Origin of the sequence: Paractinoplanes atraurantiacus (genome assembly GCF_900215205.1) — a bacterium.
Taxonomy (GTDB): Bacteria; Actinomycetota; Actinomycetes; order Mycobacteriales; family Micromonosporaceae; genus Actinoplanes; species Actinoplanes atraurantiacus.
Genome location: NZ_OBDY01000011.1, coordinates 257,834 through 276,807, shown reverse-complemented (window position 1 = coordinate 276,807; position 18,974 = coordinate 257,834). Strand labels below are relative to the sequence as shown.

At 70.2% G+C, this 18,974-nt stretch carries 19 protein-coding genes; 1 reads left to right on the top strand and 18 read right to left on the bottom strand.

The features are described 5' to 3' along the window. Nucleotides 1-306 (top strand): ABC transporter permease (locus CRP55_RS25265; protein WP_143234866.1); only part of this gene is annotated, 306 nt, incomplete at its 5' end. A 15-nt stretch (nt 307-321) separates the two neighbouring features. Here the strand turns inward: CRP55_RS25265 and CRP55_RS25260 are convergent. From CRP55_RS25260 to CRP55_RS25175, 18 genes are all read right to left on the bottom strand, one after another. Then, a complete protein-coding gene (locus tag CRP55_RS25260) occupies nt 322-1,068 on the bottom strand; it encodes a DUF899 family protein (protein WP_097322590.1) in 747 nt (248 codons plus the stop codon). A gap of 74 nt (nt 1,069-1,142) precedes the next feature. Continuing rightward, nucleotides 1,143-3,281: a glycosyl hydrolase gene (locus CRP55_RS25255; RefSeq protein WP_097322589.1), complete on the bottom strand. Its 2,139-nt coding sequence runs from the start codon at nt 3,279-3,281 to the stop codon at nt 1,143-1,145. Further along, nucleotides 3,278-4,057 carry an HlyD family secretion protein gene (locus tag CRP55_RS25250; RefSeq protein ID WP_097322588.1) on the bottom strand — a complete coding sequence of 260 codons (780 nt, stop codon included), beginning with the start codon at nt 4,055-4,057 and terminating at the stop codon, nt 3,278-3,280. Before CRP55_RS25250 ends, CRP55_RS25255 begins: the two co-directional genes overlap by 4 nt. A gap of 62 nt (nt 4,058-4,119) precedes the next feature. Then, complete coding sequence (locus CRP55_RS25245; protein WP_245923356.1) at nt 4,120-5,730, bottom strand: glycosyltransferase family 2 protein; 1,611 nt, start codon at nt 5,728-5,730, stop codon at nt 4,120-4,122. A 300-nt stretch (nt 5,731-6,030) separates the two neighbouring features. Next, nucleotides 6,031-6,624 (bottom strand): TetR/AcrR family transcriptional regulator, encoded by a 594-nt coding sequence (locus CRP55_RS25240; protein WP_097322587.1) that lies wholly within the window; start codon nt 6,622-6,624, stop codon nt 6,031-6,033. Continuing rightward, nucleotides 6,609-7,178, bottom strand: a complete 570-nt coding sequence (locus CRP55_RS25235) for a TetR/AcrR family transcriptional regulator (RefSeq protein ID WP_097322586.1) — start codon at nt 7,176-7,178, stop codon at nt 6,609-6,611. Before CRP55_RS25235 ends, CRP55_RS25240 begins: the two co-directional genes overlap by 16 nt. Continuing rightward, nucleotides 7,178-8,866: a purine-cytosine permease family protein gene (locus CRP55_RS25230; protein ID WP_218854695.1), complete on the bottom strand. Its 1,689-nt coding sequence runs from the start codon at nt 8,864-8,866 to the stop codon at nt 7,178-7,180. The genes CRP55_RS25235 and CRP55_RS25230 overlap by 1 nt, the downstream gene beginning before the upstream one ends. 56 nt (nt 8,867-8,922) lie before the next feature. Continuing rightward, nucleotides 8,923-9,606, bottom strand: a complete 684-nt coding sequence (locus CRP55_RS25225) for an ATP-binding cassette domain-containing protein (protein ID WP_097322584.1) — start codon at nt 9,604-9,606, stop codon at nt 8,923-8,925. A gap of 1 nt (nt 9,607) precedes the next feature. Beyond that, nucleotides 9,608-10,357 (bottom strand): urea ABC transporter ATP-binding protein UrtD, encoded by a 750-nt coding sequence (gene urtD, locus CRP55_RS25220; protein WP_097322583.1) that lies wholly within the window; start codon nt 10,355-10,357, stop codon nt 9,608-9,610. Next, the gene (gene urtC, locus CRP55_RS25215) at nt 10,354-11,448 is read right to left on the bottom strand and encodes an urea ABC transporter permease subunit UrtC (protein WP_097322582.1); all 1,095 of its coding nucleotides are present in this window, start codon (nt 11,446-11,448) and stop codon (nt 10,354-10,356) included. Before urtC ends, urtD begins: the two co-directional genes overlap by 4 nt. After that, nucleotides 11,445-12,329 (bottom strand): urea ABC transporter permease subunit UrtB, encoded by an 885-nt coding sequence (urtB, locus tag CRP55_RS25210; protein ID WP_097322581.1) that lies wholly within the window; start codon nt 12,327-12,329, stop codon nt 11,445-11,447. The genes urtC and urtB overlap by 4 nt, the downstream gene beginning before the upstream one ends. Before the next feature lie 6 nt (nt 12,330-12,335). Next, a complete protein-coding gene (gene urtA / locus CRP55_RS25205) occupies nt 12,336-13,634 on the bottom strand; it encodes an urea ABC transporter substrate-binding protein (protein WP_097322580.1) in 1,299 nt (432 codons plus the stop codon). 316 nt (nt 13,635-13,950) lie between these two features. Continuing rightward, on the bottom strand, nt 13,951-15,429 hold the full coding sequence (locus tag CRP55_RS25200) for a phytoene desaturase family protein (RefSeq protein WP_097322579.1): 1,479 nt from the start codon (nt 15,427-15,429) through the stop codon (nt 13,951-13,953). Then, nucleotides 15,426-16,520 carry a glycosyltransferase family 2 protein gene (locus CRP55_RS25195; protein ID WP_097322629.1) on the bottom strand — a complete coding sequence of 365 codons (1,095 nt, stop codon included), beginning with the start codon at nt 16,518-16,520 and terminating at the stop codon, nt 15,426-15,428. Before CRP55_RS25195 ends, CRP55_RS25200 begins: the two co-directional genes overlap by 4 nt. Then, on the bottom strand, nt 16,517-17,251 hold the full coding sequence (locus tag CRP55_RS25190) for a carotenoid biosynthesis protein (RefSeq protein WP_097322578.1): 735 nt from the start codon (nt 17,249-17,251) through the stop codon (nt 16,517-16,519). The genes CRP55_RS25195 and CRP55_RS25190 overlap by 4 nt, the downstream gene beginning before the upstream one ends. Then, on the bottom strand, nt 17,252-17,830 hold the full coding sequence (locus tag CRP55_RS25185; protein WP_097322577.1) for a GNAT family N-acetyltransferase: 579 nt from the start codon (nt 17,828-17,830) through the stop codon (nt 17,252-17,254). After that, nucleotides 17,827-18,501 carry a monooxygenase gene (locus CRP55_RS25180; protein WP_097322576.1) on the bottom strand — a complete coding sequence of 225 codons (675 nt, stop codon included), beginning with the start codon at nt 18,499-18,501 and terminating at the stop codon, nt 17,827-17,829. Before CRP55_RS25180 ends, CRP55_RS25185 begins: the two co-directional genes overlap by 4 nt. After that, nucleotides 18,501-18,974, bottom strand: a complete 474-nt coding sequence (locus CRP55_RS25175) for a YbaK/EbsC family protein (RefSeq protein WP_097322575.1) — start codon at nt 18,972-18,974, stop codon at nt 18,501-18,503. The genes CRP55_RS25180 and CRP55_RS25175 overlap by 1 nt, the downstream gene beginning before the upstream one ends.

Here is an 18,974-nt window from a genome sequence, read left to right as displayed (position 1 = left end):
CTGACCTGGATCGCGGTCGGGATGGGTTTGGTCAGCCCGAACGCGGAGGCGGCCAGCAACAACGCGATGCCGTTGATCCTGCTGCCCCTGTTGTCCAGCGCGTTCGTCCCGGTCGACTCGATGCCGGGCTGGTTCCAGCCGATCGCCGAATACCAGCCGTTCACCCCGGCCATCGAAACCCTGCGCGGCCTGCTACTGGGCACCGGCATCGGCCACAACGGCTGGCTCGCCGTCGCCTGGTGCGTGGGCCTGACGCTCCTCGGCTACTTCTGGTCCACCTCGCGCTTCGGCGACGACCCACGCTGACGCCCCGACCCGGGCTCAGTGGCAGTGGTGCGCGCCGTGGCCGGCCTCGGCCGGGCCGAGATCGTCGTCCCGGCCGGCGGCCAGGCGCGCCCACTGCGACGTGGGCCGCCCGTCCAGCCGGAACTGGTCGCCGTCGACACGGAAGCGCCGGGGCCGGCCTTCCGGCGAGTCCTCCCACTGCTCCTGACGGCCGTGGACGGTCATGTCGAGCATCCCGTACGTGGGTGTCATCGGCTCGACGCCGCGACCGGTGGTCCAGTAGGTCTCGAAGACCCGGTCGCCGTCGCGCAGGTAGCACGCCGCCATCCCGTACCCCCGGCCGGCCAGCAGCGCATCGGCTGACTCCGCGGGCACCGAGTACCAGGGCATTCGCCAGCCCATGAAGTCGCGGTAGCGCGAGCTCTCCTCGATCGGCCCCTGGCAGAGGACGGCGAACGTGACGTCCCGCGAGTGCAGGTAGGACAACTCGAGGACCTGGCCGGTGAAGAACGTGCAGCCCTCGCACTGATCGGCGGCGGACCGGCCGGTGTGCCACATGTGGTACGACGCGAACAGCTGCGTCCGGCCCTCGAAGACGTCGATCAGAGGAACCGGCCCGTCCACTCCGGTCAACGGCGTGGACGGGTCGACCTCCACCATCGGCAGCCGCCGCCGCGCCGCGGCGATGGCATCGCCCTCATGGGTGTGCGCCTTCTCCCGCACCCGGAGCTCGTCGAGCTGCTTCTGCCAGGTCTCGCGATCGGTGATCGTCGGCGTGGACAAGACTGCCTCCTCATGTCGGGTTCACACCGAGGTCGAAGGAGGCGGCCGGTTTTCGACATGCCGGCGCCCGCACCTCAGCCTCCGGGCGCCCGGACGATGCGCGGGGCGTCGACGGGCCCGAACGCCAGGGACCCCACCGGTGCGGCGGCCTTCGGCTGGGGAGGTCCCAGCACGGCCAGAGCCTCGATCCAGTAGCGGACCATCGCCCGGCTGGTGCTCTCCTCCCGGGGAACCCCCGCGTCGAGCCGGCGGCGGGCCGCTTCCGGGTCGGACAGGGCGAGGTCGGCGGCGAACAGGTCGCCCCAGACCGTGGGCTTGTCGCCCACCTCCTTCTGGCGGGCGGCCGATGGGCCACGATAGAACGCACCGGCCGTCAAGGGCAGCAACTGGATGCCGAGGACGGACTCCGGCTTGGGGTCGAACCAGGTCGCGAAGTCGATCTTGGCGTCCCAGACGATGCCGGCAGTGGTGTGCGCGTATCCGGCCTCGCGGGTCAACCCCTCGCCGAGCCAGTACATGCGGGCGGTCGCGGCCTCCAGGGCGTAGTGGGTGATGCCGTACCCGGTCATCTCGGCGTTGTCACGGACCACTCCCCAGCGGACCACGGCCTCCCAGGCCGCCACCGCCTCGCTGGACGACTCCTGATTGTTGCCGTCCGCGAAGGGGGCGAATCCGGAGGCGGCCGAACTGCCCAGATAGGCGTTGAAGGCGCGGTACGGCGGCAGCCCGCTCGCGGGGCCGATCGCCAGGGAACCGGCGTAGTCGCGGACGATCAGGTCGACCACGTCGCCGTAATCGCGGGCGAAGGTGGGGTCGGCCGTCGCCAGCACGGCCGCGGCGCGGACCAGATAGCCGTACTGGAAGTGATGGTCGTTGTAGTCCTGCGCGCCGAACTCGGCCGGGACGGCGATCAGTCCACCCCAGACGGGGTCGTAGCCGAAGTAGCGCCCGTCGCTCGGTCCCGTGTAGGTCAGCCAGTCGACGAGCTGCGGCCGCAACCGGTCGAGCGCCGCCGTGCGCTGGGTGGCCGCGCCCGAGGCGTTCGCGACCTCGGCGATGGTGGCCAGCCGGCCGAGTTCCTTGAGTCCGAAGTAGCTGCCGCCCGCGCCGGGCGGATCGGCCAGGTCACGGTTCAGGTCGGCCCGCACGGCCTTGTTCGCCGCCTGGCTCAACGGCACCTTCGGCATGGCGGTGAGCAGGCCCGGCATCGTGGTCCTGACCTGCACCGCGTCGGCCGTGACCAGGGACATCGTCCCCCGTGCGTCCGGATAGGAGCCGGCCAGGGGCTGTGGTCCGGCGACCAGGCCGGCTCGGTGGTGCGGCAGCAGGGCCCACGCTCCGGCTCCGCCGGCGGCCCGGCGTGCGGTGAGCGTTTGAGTGACCGTCCCGGCCGCGGCGTCGTACGCCATGGTGGCCGTGGTCCGCACGATCGGATCGCCGGTGCTGGCCTTCTCCCAGCTCGCCCGATCGGCCCCGGCCGGGACCCGGGCCACGGCGAGTTGCCGGCCCGACCCGGTGACGGTGGTTCCGGTCAGCGCCAGATCGGTGCCGAGAACGTCCCAGCGCCCGCCGGCGATGTCGAGCCGGGCCCGGGTGGGCGAGCTGCCGACGTCGCGGAAGGTGCCGTTCACGGTGGGCGCCGCCCCGTCGAAGCGCAGCCACACCACCGGACTGCCCTGCGCGAGGGTGACATCGACCCGGCCGCCGCCGGCGAGCCCGACCCGGAGGACGACGTGGAAGGCGCCGTAGCCGACGACGGTCACGGGGCCGGTGGCCGCGCCGACGGTGAGGGAGGGCACGAACGGGGTGATGACGGCGTTCGCGGAGGCGGTGAGTGACGCGCCGCTGATCTGAAGGCCGCCGGCAGCGGCCTGCACGGCCAGCGGGTGGGTCCAGATCGGTTGGGTACGGGGTCCGGTCAGGGCGGAGCTCCACCACTGGTTGGTCGGCACCGCCTGGCCGGTGAGGTCGCCGGCCTGGGTGGGTGCCTTGGCCGGGGCGGAACCGGCCGGCAGCTTCCCGGCGATGCTTCCGCGGCCGTTCACCACGGGCGTCGTGAGCGGCGACGCGGCGGCGTCCTCCATGACCGTTCCGGCATTCGGCGGCGGCGCGCCCGGAGCCTGGTCCGGCGGCGCCGCGTCGGGGGTGGACGTGCACGCCGTCAGCGCGGTGAGAGCCGCGATCGCGGTCATGGTGCGGATGCGGCGGTTCATGCGCTGTTGACGGCGGGGGTGCTGCCCGCGGCCGTGGTGGTGTCGACGACTACGGCGAACTGCAGCCCCGGCACCAGGGTCCGCACTGTCGACCGGGCCGCCGGGTCCGGTCGCAGCACCACGGTCAGCTGGTCCGCGGCGTTCGCCGGCCGGCCGGCGTCGACCTTCGGCTCGACCTTCTCCAGCGTCGCTGTTATCCGGCGGGAGAGGCCGGGACCGGTCACGTAGGCGGTCATCCCGAGGCGGAACTTGCGCAGCTTCTCCAGCGGCACGTCGACCGCGAAGGCGACCTTGGCCGGGTCGTACAGGGTGACGATCGGCTCACCGGCCCGGGCGATCTGCCCGGGAGCAACGTTGATCTTGGTGACGATGCCCGCGGTCGGCGCCTGAAGCTTCTGCACTCGCCGCTTGGTTCCGTCCCCGTCGGCGGTCAGGGTGATGGTGGCCAGGACGGCGCCGGCGGTGACGCTGGTCCGCTCGGTGGCCCGCATGTCGGTGACCACCGCGGCGTCGGCCGAACCGACCGCGATCGGCTGCGCGATGAGCACGGCGGTGCCGGCGTCCACCATGTTTCGTTCGGCGAGGCGCTGCCGTACGACGTGGGTCCCGCCCGCGCCGGCCGCTCCCAGCAGGATGACGACCACCACGCTGGTCCGCGCGACGCGCAGTGCGCCACGGCCCCGGCGCTTCGGCGGCGGGTCCGCCGGTGCGGTGCGCTCGATGACTCTGGTCGTCTCGTCGTCGAAGGTTCGGACATTGTCGACAGTGGCGCTCATGGTCGTACCTCTCGGCGGTGTGGACCGGGTCGGGCGGCGGTGGGGGGCAGGCGGAGCCGAGGTCATGCGGTCACCGCGGCGTGCTGCGGCCGGAGGGCGGCTGGTTCTCCGGCTGTCGGGAGTGCGGCCGCCGGCGTTCCGGCCGAGGGCTTCGCGCCGTGCCGGAGCCGGCCGCCGGTGACCGATTCGAGGATCATCCGGCCGAGGATCAGAACGATCATGGAGGCCCAGCCGACGGACAGCCAGGTCGGGCCGGGATCGGCCATCACGAGCACACCGACCACGATGGCGGTGACATTCAGCACCAACAGCGCGAACAGGGGCATGACCGCCCACAGTGACCGGATGCCGTCGCCGCCGGCGTTGGTGGCCTTCCATTTCGCCGGCCGCCCGAGCAGCACGCCACCGAGCGCTCGCAGATGCACCGGCGTCGCGCCGATGCTGGCCACGATCGCCGACAGCTTGAAGCCGCCCGACTGCAGCCAGGTGACCAGCAGCACGGCCGCCTGGAACGGCAGGTAGTGGGTCGCCCACGCGAAGCCGTCAGCGCGAATGGGGCTCAGCGCGAAGAGGAGGTAGAGCGCCGGGAAGAGCATGAAGGTCAGCATCGCCAGGGACAGCAGGTAGTGCGTACCGCAGAACAGGTACTGCAGTCGCTGGTCGATCGTCAGGCCGATGCCCCGCTTGAACAGCCGCCCGCGCAGCAGCACCTCGAAACCGCCGCTCGCCCAGCGCAGCTGCTGTTTGAGATACGAGGGGACATCCTGGGGAGCCAGCCCGCGAGCCAGCACCTGGGGGACGTAGATGGACTTCCAGCCACGCTTGTGCAGCTCGATCGACGTCCAGATGTCCTCGGAGTTGCTGCCCGTCCAGATGCCGCCGATGGTGTCCAGCGCGTCCCGCCGGAACATCACGTTCGTGCCGACGCAGAAGGCGGCGTTGAAGTGGTTCTTACCCGGGCAGACGAGCTCGTAGAAGATGCGCTGAGCCTCGCCGGAGCCGGTGGCGACCAGATTCACTTTGTTCGTGTAGAACTGCGGGGACTGGACAAATGCCACGTCCGGGTCGTGGAAGTGCGGCAGGATGCTGAGCAGGAAGCCCGGCTCGGGCACATGGTCGGCGTCGAAGATGACCACGAACTCGCCGTTGGTGCGGGCCAGCCCGGCATTGACGTTGCCGGCCTTCGCGTGCGCGCCGCCCGGGCGGCGCAGATAGTCGATGCCCACCTGGTCCGCGATCTCGCGCAGCTCATCGCTGTCGCCGTCGTCGAGCAGGAACGTCCGATGTGGCAGGTCCATGTCGCGGGCCGCAATCATGGTGCGCCGCACCAGCGCCGGCTCCTCGCCGTACGCGGTGATGAAGACGTCGATGGACGGCGCATCCGAGCCGGCCCGCAGCCGGTTGCGCCAGACCGTGGCGTCCACCGATTCGGGCCGGTCGTCGTGGGCCAGGATGGTCCACCACGTGCCGATCAGGTGCAGAGCGGTCAGTCCCTCGGCCGCCAGCATGGCGAACCACAGCCAGCCGGGCCCACGGTAGGCCGGGTTGAGCAGGAAGAGCTGATAGAACAGGGTCGCGGCGAGCGCCGCGATGATGGCTACACGAGTCGAACGCTGCAGCGGCCGCCATGCCAGGCGAGCTGCCCGGGCCGGCGGAACTGGCGGTGCCGTCATGGATGCTCCCGAAGATATGCAGCGCCGTGGATTCGGTGCCGTAAACCAGGGAACAGGAACATCTGCGGACGCGCGATACATCGACCCGAATATTTACATTCGGCACCGGCCGCGAATTAGCGAGATTGTTTCCGCGCATGCGGCCCAGTGAGCTTATCTATTATTTGTCATAGTCCCTGAGCTGCTGATATGCATAGGGGAGCGTTAAATCCTGATAACCTTCCGCTCTCTTGAATTCCGCTATGAGGCGCTGGTCAGTGTGTGAGGTCACACGGTTCTCCGGCGAGATGTCGAGCCTTTTCAACGTGACCGAAACGTCGGTGACACGACGCGGTCGCGGATGGTGTCGAGCACCGCCTCCGCGGCCCAGGCGGCGGCGTCGGCGATGTCTCGGCGGTCCATGCCGAACTCGCGGCGGAAGGTCACCCAGGTGCCGACGGAGTCGAGGTGCGACAGGGCCGCGACGATCGCCGTGCGCTGCGCTGCGTCGAGGGAGGGCACCTCGGTGTCGAGCAGCCGCTCGAGTTGCGCCCGGCCGGGTGACGGCGCCGCGCCGTTCACGCCGCGCATGGCCGTCTCGGCGACGACGTGGGCGAGCTCCGGCCGCTCGTCGTACCGCAGCATCGCGTCACGGATCGCCAGCGGGACGTCGAAGATCGACTGCGATTCCGCGCGGGCGAACAGCGTCGCCTCGATCCACGCCGCGGTCGCCAGCAGCAGGTCGACGCGCGTCGGATAGTTGCGGAACACCGTGCGCTCGGCGATGCCGGCCCGGCGCGCGATGACCCGGTACGACACGTCGTCGCTGCCGACCTCCTCGATCAGCTCCGCGTAGGCGGCGAGAATCGCCTCCTGCGTGCCGCTCAGCTCGGGGACCGTCACGGCTGCGCCCACGTCGCGGAGGAGGGCAGCTTGGCGAGCACCGTGTCGACGGCACGGTCGAACGCGTCGCAGATCTCGCCGGCATCCAGGTCGAAGCCCGTGCGCAGGCGCGCCCAGAACATCGCCGACGAGAAGTAGCGCAGGGATGCCGCGATCCGCCGCCGGTCCCGCTGGTTGAGTGTCGGCGCCGCCACGTCGAGCATCGCCTCGATCGCGCGCGTGATGTAGGCGGGCTCGGTGTCGAGCGTCGGCGAGATCGCGGACGCCCGCGCGCCGACGTGCGCGTACGCGGGCGACGCGTCGAAGGCCCGGAAGCGCTCGTGCACGGCGGCACGGAAATCGGGCACGGTCACGAACGGCGGGAGCGGGAAGCAGCTCTGCTCGATCCAGTTGGAGAGCGCGGCCAGCAGGTGCGGGCGCGTGGGGTACTGGCGGTAGATCGTGCGCTCCGAGATGCCGACCTCGTCGGCCAGGACACGGTAGGAGATGTCGTCGAACGTGCGCTCGCGCAGCAGCACCGCGGCGCTCGCGAGAATCGCGGTCGCCGTGTCGACCGGCTCCTCCATCACGTCTCCTCCCGTGGGGACGCCCTGCGGGCAGCCGCCCAGCGCGGGGGCCCGGTGACTTCCGGCGGGAGCACGTAGCGATCGGAATCGTCGAGCGCGAGCGCCAGCGACGAGACGTACTGCACCTCGCCGCGCGGTCCTCTCTCAGCCGAGGCCAGCATATCCGGCCGCTCGAACGTATATCCGGTGACGTGACAGCGGAGCCGCTCGCTGGACGGGTTGCCGTGCTCGTCGAAGCGGGGGGAGTCGATGCCGTCGGAGCGGCGGCGCAGGTAGTAACGCCCCCGCGTGGCGAGGGCCATGACCGGCGTGGCCACGAACGCGACACCGATCGCGATGAGCACCGAGAACGGCTTGACCCCGGCGCCGAGCAGCCCGGCGAACGCGAGCAGCGACAGCAGCGAGGCGAGCCCCACCGACACGAGCCCCACCGGGTTCCAGTCGTGCAGCATGCCGCGGCGGAACTCGGGGAAGCGCGGCGAGATGTGCAGCACCCGCTTGTTGATCGCGATGTCGGTGGCGATCGTCACGAGCCACGCCATGACGACGTTCGCGTAGAGGCTCAGCACGAAGGAGATGAGGGTGAACACGTCCAGCATCATGAGCCCGTAGGCGATGACCAGGTTGAACAGCACGAAGATCGTGCGACCGGGGTAGTGCTTGGCCAGCCGGGTGAAGACGTTCGACCAGGCGAGCGAGCCCGAGTACGCGTTCGTCACATTGATCTTCACCTGCGCGACCACGACGAGCACCAGGGCGAGAACGATCGCGAGCCAGTCGGGGACGAGGGTCTGATACATCACGACGAACTGCTTGACCGGCTCGGTCGCCTGGTGCCCGAGGGTGGGTTCGACCTTCACGAGGAGGTAGACGGCGAGGAACACCCCGATCACCTGCTTGGTGCCGCTGAAGATGACCCAGCCCGGGCCGGAGAACACGAACGACGTCCACCAGGAGCGGGCGTTCGACGGCGTGCGCGGCGGCATGGCGCGGATGTAGTCGATCTGCTCCGCCAGCTGCGGGGTGAGGGCGAAGCACACGGCCGCGCTCGACACCACGGCGCCGAAGCTGATCGAGCCGTCGGAGTCGCCGGTGAACGACGTGAAGGCGCGCACCGCCTCGGGGTCGGAGACGACGATCCACAGCAGCGGCAGCAGGGCGAGGGCCAGCCACAGGGGCGTGGTCCAGAACTGCAGCCGCTCCAGCGCACGCATGCCGTAGATGACGATCGGGATCACCACGACGGTCGAGACGAGATAGCCGAGCCACAGCGGCATCCTCGTCGCCAGCTGGAGCCCCTGCGCCATGATGGCGCCCTCCAGGGCGAAGAAGATGCAGGTGAAGCCCGCGAAGACCACGGTCGTGATGATGGAGCCGTAGTAGCCGAATCCCGAGCCGCGGGCGATGAGATCGAGGTCGAGGTTGTAGCGGGCGGCGTAGTAGGCGACGGGCACGCCGACGATGACGATGATGACCGACGCGAACACGATGCCGAGCACGGCGTTTCCGGTGCCGTGGTCGATGCCGATGCTCGCGCCGATCGAGAAGTCGGCGAGGAACGCGATGGACCCGAGGGCGGTCGCCCCGACGGAGGCCGCGCTCCATCGCCGGAAGGTGCGCGGCACGTAGCGGAAGGCGTAGTCCTCGAGGCTGTCCTCTGCGGCCGCGCGCGCGTTGTCCGTCGCCACAGGGCATATTCGCTGTCCGGTGTTACGGCGGCGTTGCCGGTGTGAGTCACGCCCGCTCAGATCGCCATGGCGGCTCGCACGGTCGAGGTGGCGGCCATGCCGCCCTCTCCGGTCTGTGTGACGAAACCCGAGGCGAGTACGACGTAGCGCTCGGCGGCCTGCAGGGCGAAGCCGATGTGCTGCTCGACGAGCAGCACGTTGATGCCCTCGCCGGCCAGCTGCACGATGGTGTGCTCGATCTCGGCGACGATCGTGGGCTGGATGCCCTCGGTCGGCTCGTCGAGGATGAGCAGCTTCGGCTCGGTGATCAGGGCACGGGCGATCGCGAGCTGCTGGCGCTGTCCGCCCGAGAGCAGGCCCGCCTTGCGGGTGGCGAACTTCTCCAGGGCGGGGAAGCGGGCCATCTGTGCCTCGATGAGAGCCTTGCCGCGCCGGCGCCCGTCGGCGACGAGCTGCAGATTCTCCAGCGTAGTGAGCTGGCCGAACGCCTGCTGGCCCTGCGGCACGTACGCCATGCCGCGTTTCACGCGCTGGTTCGGCGCGAGCGAGGTGATGTCCTCGCCGTCGAACACCACGCGGCCCTTCGACGGCTTGATGAGGCCGATCGCGAGACGCAGCAGGGTCGTCTTGCCGGCGCCGTTGTGGCCGAGCACGGCCACCACCTTGCCGGTCGGCACCGTCACGCCGTGCAGAACCCGGGTGCGCCCGTAGCCGGCCTCGATGTCGGTGAGTTCCAGCATGTCAAGCCTCCGTGATGGCGTCGGCGGTGCCGAGGTAGACCTCCTGCACCTGGGGATCGGCCTGGACCTCGGCCACCGTCCCCTGCGAGAGCACCTTGCCCTGGTGCAGCACTGTCACGCGGGTGGCGAAGCGGCGCATGAAGTCCATGTCGTGCTCGACCACGAGCACGATGCGCTTGGCCGCGATGCGCTGGAGAAGCTCGCCGGTCGCGGTGCGCTCGTCCTGGCTCATGCCGGCGACCGGCTCGTCGAGCAGCAGCACCTTCGCGTCCTGCACGAGCAGCATCGCGATCTCCAGCCACTGCTTCTGGCCGTACGACAGGATGCCGGCCGGCGTGGTGAGCTCGCCGGTGAGCCCGGTCTCCTCCAGCGCACGCTCGATCGACGGGTCGATCCCGCGCCGGGCCCGCAGCAGCGAGACCGAACGGCGGTGGAGGCCGGCGGCGATGTCGAGGTTCTGCAGCACGGTGAGCTCGTCGAAGACGCTCGCGGTCTGGAACGTGCGGCCGATCCCCCGGCGGACGATCTTGTGTACCTGCTTACCCAGCAGCTCTGTCTGACCGAGCCGGGCCGACCCGGTGGCCTTGGTCAGCCCCGTGACGGCGTCGATGCACGTCGTCTTGCCGGCGCCGTTCGGGCCGATGAGGAAGCGGACCTCGCCGGGGTGCGCGTCGAAACTGACGCCACCGACCGCGACGAAACCCGAGAACTCGACGCGGAGATCAGTGACGACCAGTGATGCGCCGGTCATGAGCGCACCCCTTCTAGTTCGGCGGCGGCGATCGCCGGCGTGGGCTGCTCGACCGGGGTCCGGCGCGCCCGCCCGGTGAACCGGGCCGGCAGCGACGACAGCCCGTTCGGCAGGAAGAGGATGACGACGATGAACAGAAGACCGAGGACGTACGTCCAGCCGTCGGGCCAGGTCGAGCCGAGACTCGACTGTCCCCAGCCGACCGCTATCGCGCCGAGCGCGGGCCCGAACAGCGAGGCGCGGCCGCCCAGGGCCACCCCCGCGATCATGAGGATCGAGGCGGCGGCGCCGATCTCGGCCGGGGTGATGATGCCGACGATGGGCACGAACAGCGCTCCGCCGATGCTGGCCATCAGGGCGGAGACGACGAAGGCGACGAGCTTGACGTTGGCCGGGTCGTAACCGAGGAAGCGCACCCGCTCCTCGGCGTCCCGGGTGGCGATGAGGAGCTCACCGAAGCGGCTGCGGTAGAACTGCCACACCGCGAGCAGGCACACGATGAGCAGCCCGGCCGCGATGAGGTACACCATCTGACGGTTCGCCGGGTCGTTCAGCACGAAGCCGAAGAAATACTTGAAGTCGCTGAGCCCGGTGTCGCCGCCGGTCTCGCGGATCGTGGAGCTGATCAGGACGGCCAGCGCGACGGCGAGCGCCTGCGACAGGATCGCGAAGTACGCGCCCTTCACCCGGCGCTTGAACAGCGCGTAGCCGAGGGCGCCGGCCACGACCACCGGGAGCAGCACGATCGCCGCCAGGGTGAAGCCCGCGCCGCGGAACGGCTCCCAGAACGCCGGCAGCGGCGCGAGCGGATCGTAGAGCACCATGAACGCGGGTATCCGGTCACCGGCGGTCTCCAGCGTAAGATGCATGGCCATCGAGTAGGCGCCGAGGGCGAAGAACACCCCCTGCCCCATCACGAGCATCCCGCCCCGGCCCCAGGCCAGGCCGATGCCGACGGCGGCGATGGCCCAGCAGCAGTACTTGCCGAGGTTGTTGAGCCAGTGATCGGTGAGCACGAGGGGAGCGACCGCGAGGAGCAGAACGGCGAACACCCCGATGCCGCCGAGGGAGATCCATGGCTTCTTCGTCATGCGAGACTCCTGGTTCGCACCGTGAACAGGCCCTGCGGGCGCAGTTGCAGGAAGACGATCACGAGGATGAAGGCGAGCACCTGCGCCAGGCTGCCGGTGGTCCAGTAGGCGAAGAACGCGAGCGCGACGCCCACCGCCCAGGCGGCGAGGATGGTGCCCTTGAGCTGGCCGATGCCGCCGGCGGCGACGACGAGGAAGGCCGGGATGATGTACTGCGCGCCCATCTGGGAGTTCGTGCCGCCGATGAGCGACGCGGCCACGCCGGCGACCCCGGCCAGACCCGAGCCGACGAAGAAGGTGAGGCGGTCGATGGTGCGGGTGGAGATGCCCGTGGTCTCGGCGAGATCCCGGTTGTGCACGGTCGCCCGGATGCGGCGGCCGAACGACGTGTACTTGAGCCAGGCCGACAGCGCGGCGACGCAGACGGCCGCCAGCAGGATGGTGAACAGCTGCCGCATCGGCCAGGCGTAGCCGAGGATGGTCAGCTGCCCGTCGAGCCAGCTGGGCTTCTCCACCGGGACGCCCTGGGACGGGAAGATCTGCAGTGCCGCCTGCTGAAGGATCAGGCCGACGCCGACCGTGACCAGCAGGGTGTCGAGGGGCCGGCGGTACATCCATCGGATGATGGTGACTTCCAGCAGGAGGCCGAACAGGCCGGCGACGACAAACGCGACCGGCAGCGCGACCGGGATCGACAGGTCGCTGGCCGCGATGACCTGCTGGACGAGGTAGGCGCTGAAGGCGCCGATCATGAGGAACTCGCCGTGGGCCATGTTGATCACGCCCATCTGGCCGAAGGTGAGCGAGAGTCCCAGCGCGGCGAGCAGGAGCAGCGCGCCTTGCGCGCTGCCGTTCAGCAGCTGCGGGATCAGGGCGTCCACGTGCGGTCAGCCCGCCGCGTCCGTGAGCTGCTTGCGGATGTCGGCCGGGAACCAGTCGTAGCCCTCGAGGTACGGGTCGGGCTCGATGAACTTGTCGGAGGCCCAGACGATGTCGAACTGGTTGTCGGCGTTGATCCGTCCGATGTGGCCGGGCTTGGAGATGTGGTGGTTCTCGCCGTCGAGCGTGACCTTGCCCTCCGGCGCGTCGAACGTGATCGTGTTCTTCTTCGCCGCGGCGTTCACCGCGTTGACGTCGAACGAGCCGGCCGCCTCGACGAGGGCCTTGTACAGGTACAGCGAGATGTAGGCGGCCTCCATCGGGTCGGAGGTGACGCCGCTGCTCTTGGGGTAGGCCTTCCAGCTCTGGATGAACTTGGGGTTGGTGGCGGTCTTGAGTGACTGGAAGTAATTCCAGGACGCGTAGTTGCCGGTGACCTCGTGGCCCATGGCCGGCGCCTCCTCCTCGGCGATCGACACTGAGATGATCGGCGTCTTGGCGGGGGTGAGGCCGGCGTCGTAGTAGGCCTTGATGAAGCCGACGTTCGACGAGCCGTTGATGGTGTTGAAGATGAAGTCCGGCTTGGCCGCCGCGATCTTCGCCACCTGGCTGGTCCAGTCGTCCTTGTCGAGGGGCACGTACTCCTCACCGACGATCTTGATGCCGAGCTTGGCCGCGTAGAGCTTGATGATCGCGTTCGCGGTGCGCGGGAAGACGTAGTCGCTGCCGGCCAGGAACAGCGTCTTCACTCCCTTGGAGGCGAGGAAGTCCATGGCCGGGATGATCTGCTGGTTGGTGGTCGCACCGGTGTAGTAGATGTTCGGCGACGACTCGAGGCCCTCGTACTGCACCGGGTAGAAGAAGAGGCCGTTGAGCTTCTCGACGACCGGCTTCACGGCCTTGCGGGAGGACGAGGTCCAGCCGCCGAAGATCGCGGCCACGCAGTCCTGGGTGAGCAGCTTCTCGGTCTTCTCGGCGAAGGTGGGCCAGTCGGTGGCGCCGTCCTCCTGGACGTACTCGATCTTCTTGCCGAGGAGACCGCCGCCGGCGTTGATCTCGTCGGCGGCCATGTGCAGCACGTTGGAGACGGTCTTCTCGGAGATCGCCATGCCGCCGGTGAGGGAGTTGAGGAAGCCGAGCTTGATGGTGTCGCCGGAGGTGTCGACGCAGCTGGCCGCCGCGGACGACCCGGCGCCGGCCGTGTCGTCGCCGGCCCGGGCGCCGCAGCCGGCGAGCGCGAGGGCCGCGGTCGTCACGGTGGCGCCGGCGGCCACGAGCTTGCGCAGCCGTTTGCTGGTGGAGGACATATGTGGAGCTCCGTTCCTGGTGAGGGGGCGTGATGCGGATATCCAGGACGAGCCGCCGGCTTATCGAACTTCCCACCCGTGCCACCGGCTGCTGCTGTGAGAGCAGACTGGGCGCGAGTCATTACTCTGACATTTCCTGACTGTTCCAACTCTGTAGCCACCGGGTCAGAGCGGACGCGAAAGGCTAAGAAATAAGCGAAAAATCCGGAGATAACGATGTCAGAGTTCTGCCACTAGCAACGACAGTGCGGTGGACATGGCAGAGTTTTGACACGCGATGGAAGCGTGAAGGGTCACCGAACCGGCGCGGCGGGTCTCAGCGGGCCGGGCCGACCTCGTCGGCGACCATCTGGGCGGAGAGAGTGACCATGGGCAGGCCGCCGCCCGGGTGGACCGAGCCGCCGACCAGGTAGAGGCCGTCGACCGGGCCGTGGTTGACCGGGCGCATCAGGCTGCCGGCGGTGCCGTAGATGGCGCCGCCCGGGGCCGCGGTCGAGGCGGCCACGTCGGCCGGAGTCCGGGTCTCGGTGAACACGAGGCGGTCGCGCACGTCCAGGCCGCGGTGGGCCAGAAGGTCAAGGACGTGTTTGCCGTACGCCTCGGCGAGCCCCGGCCGGCGCCAATCGACCGACTGCCAGCCGGTGCCGTGCGGGGGAGCGTTGACCAGCACGAACCAGGCCTCCGAGCCGGGTGGGGCCACCGACGGGTCGGCCGCTCGGGTCACGAAGACGGTGGGGTCGTCGGCGGGCCGGGCGCGGCGCGAGGCGGAGCCGAAGATGGCGTCGAACTCGGCGTCGTAGTGGCTCGGGAAGAAGACATTGTGGTGGGCCAGCGACGGCGTCTCGCCGCGCACGCCGAGCAGCAGCACGAAGCCGGCCAGGCTCCGGTCGGTCAGTCCGGCCAGCCGCCCGGGGCTGGGCAGCAGGTCGCGGTAGACCGTCAGCGCGTCCACGTTGGACACGACAAGGTCGGCGGGAAGGAAGCCGGCCGCGGAGGAGCCGGCCGCGGAAGAGGCGGCAGCTGACGAGGCGGAGGGGACGAACCGGACGCCGCTGACTCGGCCGTTGGCTGTCTCGATGGCGGTCACGGGGCAATCGAGGATGATCCGGACGCCGGCACGGGTGCAACGGTCGGCGAGGGCGGTGGCGATCGTGCCGAGGCCGCCGGGGAGGTACCAGCCGCCGAAGGCCAGCTCCGCGTACGGGACGGCGGCGTGGGCGGCCGGCGCCCGGCGCGGGTCGGCGCCCGTGTAGGTGGCGTAGCGGTCGAGCATCATCCGCAGGCGCGGGTCGCGCAGGTAGCGGTAACCCAGCCCGCGCAGTGTCATTCCGGGGGCGATCGCCGCCAGGTCGCCTACGCGCCAGGTCAGGCCCAAAAGCGAGGCCGGGGTCACCGGCTTGCGGAGCACCGAGCGCCACGACGCGTTCCAGATGCGGGCCGCCCGTTTCCAGAAACGGTCCCAGTCGTCGGCGGCGCCGGAGCCCAGCGCGTCGGAGATGCGGGACAGGAAGACCTCGTGATCCGAGGACGAGTCGAGGACGGTGCCGTCGGCGAAGAAGTGCCGCACCACCGGGTCGAGCTCCACCGGGCCGAGGTCGAGCTCGGTGAAGACCTGCGGCAGGGTCAGCAGGCTGGGGCCGGTGTCGAAGCGGAAGCCGTCCCGCTCGAAGACGCCCAGCTTGCCGCCGAGCGTGCCCGAGCGTTCCAGCACCGTCACGTCGTGCCCGGCGCCGGCCAGGCGGGCGGCCGCGGTCAGTCCGCCGACGCCCGCGCCGATGACGACGACTCTGCTCATACCGGCCTTCCTCGCCAGCTCAGCCCGCCTCGCCGGCGCAGCCGGAATGATCTTGCCACCAGCCAGGCGAAAACGCCGATCGAGATCGGCTGGGCCAGGGCGTCGGGCCAGCTTCGGCCCCCCGTCGCGCCGGCCGAGATCACCCTTCCGATCACACCGAGGCCGTACGCGGCCAGCGCGACCCCCGCGGCACCCCAAGAGCCCGTAAGGGCGAGGACTGCGGTGGCGAGCGGCGGGGACGCGTACAACAAAAGAAGAAGGACCACGACGGCGCCGGCGCCGAACGGTGTGCCGAACGATTTCCAGAGCGACTTGGCGTAACCGTCGGTGAGCTCGTGCCACGAGTCGTACATGCGGCAGGTGGCGAGCGGCGCGCCGGCGGCCAGGGCGATGCGGCCGCCGGAGCGTTTGACCTGGCGGGCCAGCTCGATGTCCTCGAGGATCTCCCCGCCGACCGCCGCGTGCCCGCCGGCTCTCCGGTACGCCTCGTTGTCGATCACCAGCCATTGGCCGCCGGCCGCGGCCAGTGACGTCCGCGGTGACCGTTCCATGGCCCGCAGCGGCAGGAACGTCAGCCACGACCACTGGAGCAGCGGCTGGACCAGGCGGCCGGCGCCGACGATCTTCGGGTAGGGGGAGAGGAGGTCGACCTCGGCGCTGCGGAGAAGCGTGGTCGCGGAAGCGATGGCATCGGGCGCGAGCACCACGTCGGCGTCCACAAAAGACAGCACGTCGGCGTCGCCGGCGGCGTCGGCCAGCTGCTGGCAGGCGTGCGGCTTGCCGAGCCGGCCGGGCGGCGGGGGAGTGCCGGTGAGCAGCACGACCTTGTCGCCGGCGATCGAGCGGACGATCTCGGCGGTGCCGTCGGTCGAGCCGTCGTCGAGCACGTAGATGGTCAGATCATCGGCGCCGCGCTGGGCCAGCAGCGACTCGAGGCAGGCGGTGACGCGCGCGGCCTCATCGCGTACGGGAAGAAGAAGTGCGATCTTCTCGCCGGTGACCGCCTCGCGCGGCAGGCGCCGCAGGAGCAGCGCGTTCACGGCGGTGTGCGCGGTCAGCGCGACCCAGGGCAGAAGCGCGAGCCAGATCATCGGCGGGGCCGCAGGCGCCACGCCACGGGCAGGACCGCGGCGCCCATCACCACACCGCCCCAGACGGCGGAGCCGGGGAGGTCCAGGAAGACGGCGTGGGCGAGCACTGACGAAGCGTACGTCCAGAACCAGAGGGCCAGCATGGGCGCGTCCTCCGGTTGAGGTCCTTTCACCCCGGCCGTCTTCCACAGGGCCGTCATGAGGACCAGTGCGAAGCCCAGCCAGCCCAGATAGTTGCCGATCGGGATGCCCGGAACACCCGGCAGGGCCGGGGTCGGCGACTCCCACACCCAGTAACCCTCGGCGACCATCTGCGGATCGAGGAAGAGATCCCAGGCGGCCAGCCCGACCGCGGCCACCACGATTCGTGCCCGCGCGGGCAGGCGTTGCGCCGCGAGCCACGCCGGCCAGGCCATCCACGTCCAGGCCAGCGGGATGATCAGCGGGACGCCGAGGAGTTTCGGGCCGAGCTGGCCGGAGTAGACGTACGTCCCGAAGGGAAAGCCGGTGGCGACGCCGAGCGCCTCGACCGCGAAGCCACCCAGCGTGGCCGTGCCGATCAGGGCCAGCGCCGCCCGCGGGCCCCGGCTCAGACAGGCGTGCGACACCGACAGCACGTAGCCGATGAGCACGGTGGCCACGGTGAAGCCGGCCCGGGTGTCACCGGCGGTGAGCGGGTAGCAGATCTGGAGCAGGACGAGCGTGCCGAGCAGGAACCAGGGAAGCCGCATTCAGATTCCGACGATGCCCGGTGCTTCCTCGGCCGGGCGCTCGACCAGCGGCAGCCCCCGTCCCAGGATGGCGAATTTGCGCTCGTCGCCCGGGAAGAGGAAGTCACGCAGGACGTCGGAGAAACCGAACCGGCGGTAGAGCCGCCAGGCCCGCGACTTGCGCTCGTCGGCCTCGGGGGTGGAGAGCAGCACGGTGTCACCCTCGGCCATGGCCAGCAGCGCGCGCAGCTGCCGGGCGCCGACGCCGTGGCCCTGGGCGACCGGGCGCACGTGCAGCTCGACGACCTCGAAGCAGTCGGCCAGCCAGCGCCGCCGGTCGCGGTCGTCGAGGGCCGAGCGGACCTGGTCGTGCCACCACTGGCCGGGGCCGGAGGTGTAGCCGTAGCCGAAGCCGGCCAGCCGCCCGTCGGTGGTCAGGGTGGCCACGGCCCGGAAACCGGCCCGGCGCACGTGGGCGCCGATGTAGCCGCGGCGGGTCTGCAGCAGCTCCTGGCGGTAGCCCATCGCCTCGCCGTAGACGCCGACCACGTCGTCGAGCCGACGCAGCAGGTCGTCCGGCTGCCACGCAACGAGCCTCATCGTCCGGTCCCGCCCCCTGCTCCGACATCCTCCGACAGCCAGCCCAGCACCGACCGGTCGCCGCTGATCTCCCGCACGGCGAACCGCGCGAACAGCTCCTCCGCATACCACCGATCGGTGGGCGTCCGCGCGATCACCGCGCGATGCTCCGGCTGACGGTACGCGAATCGTGCCAGGTCCGCCGCATCACTCCAAAGGCTGACGGTGCCCTGCCATCCGATCGGCGCCTCACCCATACCGAAGTAGGCGAGCAGCCCAGGCGCCCGATCAAGCTCCCCGACAACCGGCGGAATGGCCCGCCAAAACGTCAGAGCCCTCGTCGGCCGCAGCCTCGCACGGGTGAGAGAGAGAACCATGCCCTTGTGTTTCTCAGCCTGGCCCGCGTCAAACGGCGTCCGGCCGGACCAGGTGCCGCGACTGTGCAGCGGGGCCAGGTCCACCCTCGCGCGCGCGATCGCCAGGCGGTCCCACTCCGGGAAGCGGACCGGCTCGGCGCTGACGGTCACCGCGGCGTACCGGGTCAAATCCGCGTCGCCCGGGCGGAACCCACTCGCCGTACCCAGGAATTTGGCGAAAGAGACGCCCGGCGGAACCTTGCGGCGGGCCAGGCGAAGCATGGCGGAACCGGCGCGCCTCGGGGGAACGCGCCAGACGTGCAGGGTGACCGGCATCAGGCCACGTCGGCCGGGGTGCCCGCGGTGACCCGCAGGAGCTCGTCGTAGGTGATCGGGAAGACCGCCTGGGGAACGCCGCCCGCCGCCCAGATCACCTCGTACTGCCGCAGAGCCGTGTCGATCAGCGTGCGCACCGGCTTCGGGTGGCCCAGCGGCGCCACCCCGCCGATCGGCTGGCCGGTGTGCTCCTTGACGAATGAAGGCGTCGCTCGCTTCAGTCGTCCGATTTGGAGACTTTGTGCGACTTTGCCGGTATCTACCCGGTGGGCGCCCGACGTCAGGACCAGGAGCGGCTCGCCGTCCGCGTCGAAGATCAGTGAGTTGGCGATCTGGCCGACCTCGATGCAGAGGGCGTCGGCCGCCGCGGCCGCCGTGTGCACGGCCTCGTCCAGGATGATCACCTGCGAGCCGGCGGCGCCGGCGGCGTCCAGCGCGTCCTGCACGGCGATGACGTTCGGGTGTGCCTGCAT

What these genes read in the sequence shown, in the direction of transcription:
- urtC (WP_097322582.1), bottom strand. Translation starts at nt 11,448, where the DNA reads ATGACGAAGAAGCCATGGATCTCCCTCGGCGGCATCGGGGTGTTCGCC.
- CRP55_RS25190 (WP_097322578.1), bottom strand. Translation starts at nt 17,251, where the DNA reads ATGCGGCTTCCCTGGTTCCTGCTCGGCACGCTCGTCCTGCTCCAGATC.
- CRP55_RS25225 (WP_097322584.1), bottom strand. Translation starts at nt 9,606, where the DNA reads ATGCTGGAACTCACCGACATCGAGGCCGGCTACGGGCGCACCCGGGTT.
- CRP55_RS25175 (WP_097322575.1), bottom strand. Translation starts at nt 18,974, where the DNA reads ATGCAGGCACACCCGAACGTCATCGCCGTGCAGGACGCGCTGGACGCC.
- CRP55_RS25255 (WP_097322589.1), bottom strand. Translation starts at nt 3,281, where the DNA reads ATGAACCGCCGCATCCGCACCATGACCGCGATCGCGGCTCTCACCGCG.
- CRP55_RS25245 (WP_245923356.1), bottom strand. Translation starts at nt 5,730, where the DNA reads ATGACGGCACCGCCAGTTCCGCCGGCCCGGGCAGCTCGCCTGGCATGG.
- CRP55_RS25185 (WP_097322577.1), bottom strand. Translation starts at nt 17,830, where the DNA reads ATGAGGCTCGTTGCGTGGCAGCCGGACGACCTGCTGCGTCGGCTCGAC.
- CRP55_RS25180 (WP_097322576.1), bottom strand. Translation starts at nt 18,501, where the DNA reads ATGCCGGTCACCCTGCACGTCTGGCGCGTTCCCCCGAGGCGCGCCGGT.
- CRP55_RS25235 (WP_097322586.1), bottom strand. Translation starts at nt 7,178, where the DNA reads ATGGAGGAGCCGGTCGACACGGCGACCGCGATTCTCGCGAGCGCCGCG.
- CRP55_RS25200 (WP_097322579.1), bottom strand. Translation starts at nt 15,429, where the DNA reads ATGAGCAGAGTCGTCGTCATCGGCGCGGGCGTCGGCGGACTGACCGCG.
- CRP55_RS25250 (WP_097322588.1), bottom strand. Translation starts at nt 4,057, where the DNA reads ATGAGCGCCACTGTCGACAATGTCCGAACCTTCGACGACGAGACGACC.
- urtD (WP_097322583.1), bottom strand. Translation starts at nt 10,357, where the DNA reads ATGACCGGCGCATCACTGGTCGTCACTGATCTCCGCGTCGAGTTCTCG.
- CRP55_RS25195 (WP_097322629.1), bottom strand. Translation starts at nt 16,520, where the DNA reads ATGATCTGGCTCGCGCTTCTGCCCTGGGTCGCGCTGACCGCGCACACC.
- urtA (WP_097322580.1), bottom strand. Translation starts at nt 13,634, where the DNA reads ATGTCCTCCACCAGCAAACGGCTGCGCAAGCTCGTGGCCGCCGGCGCC.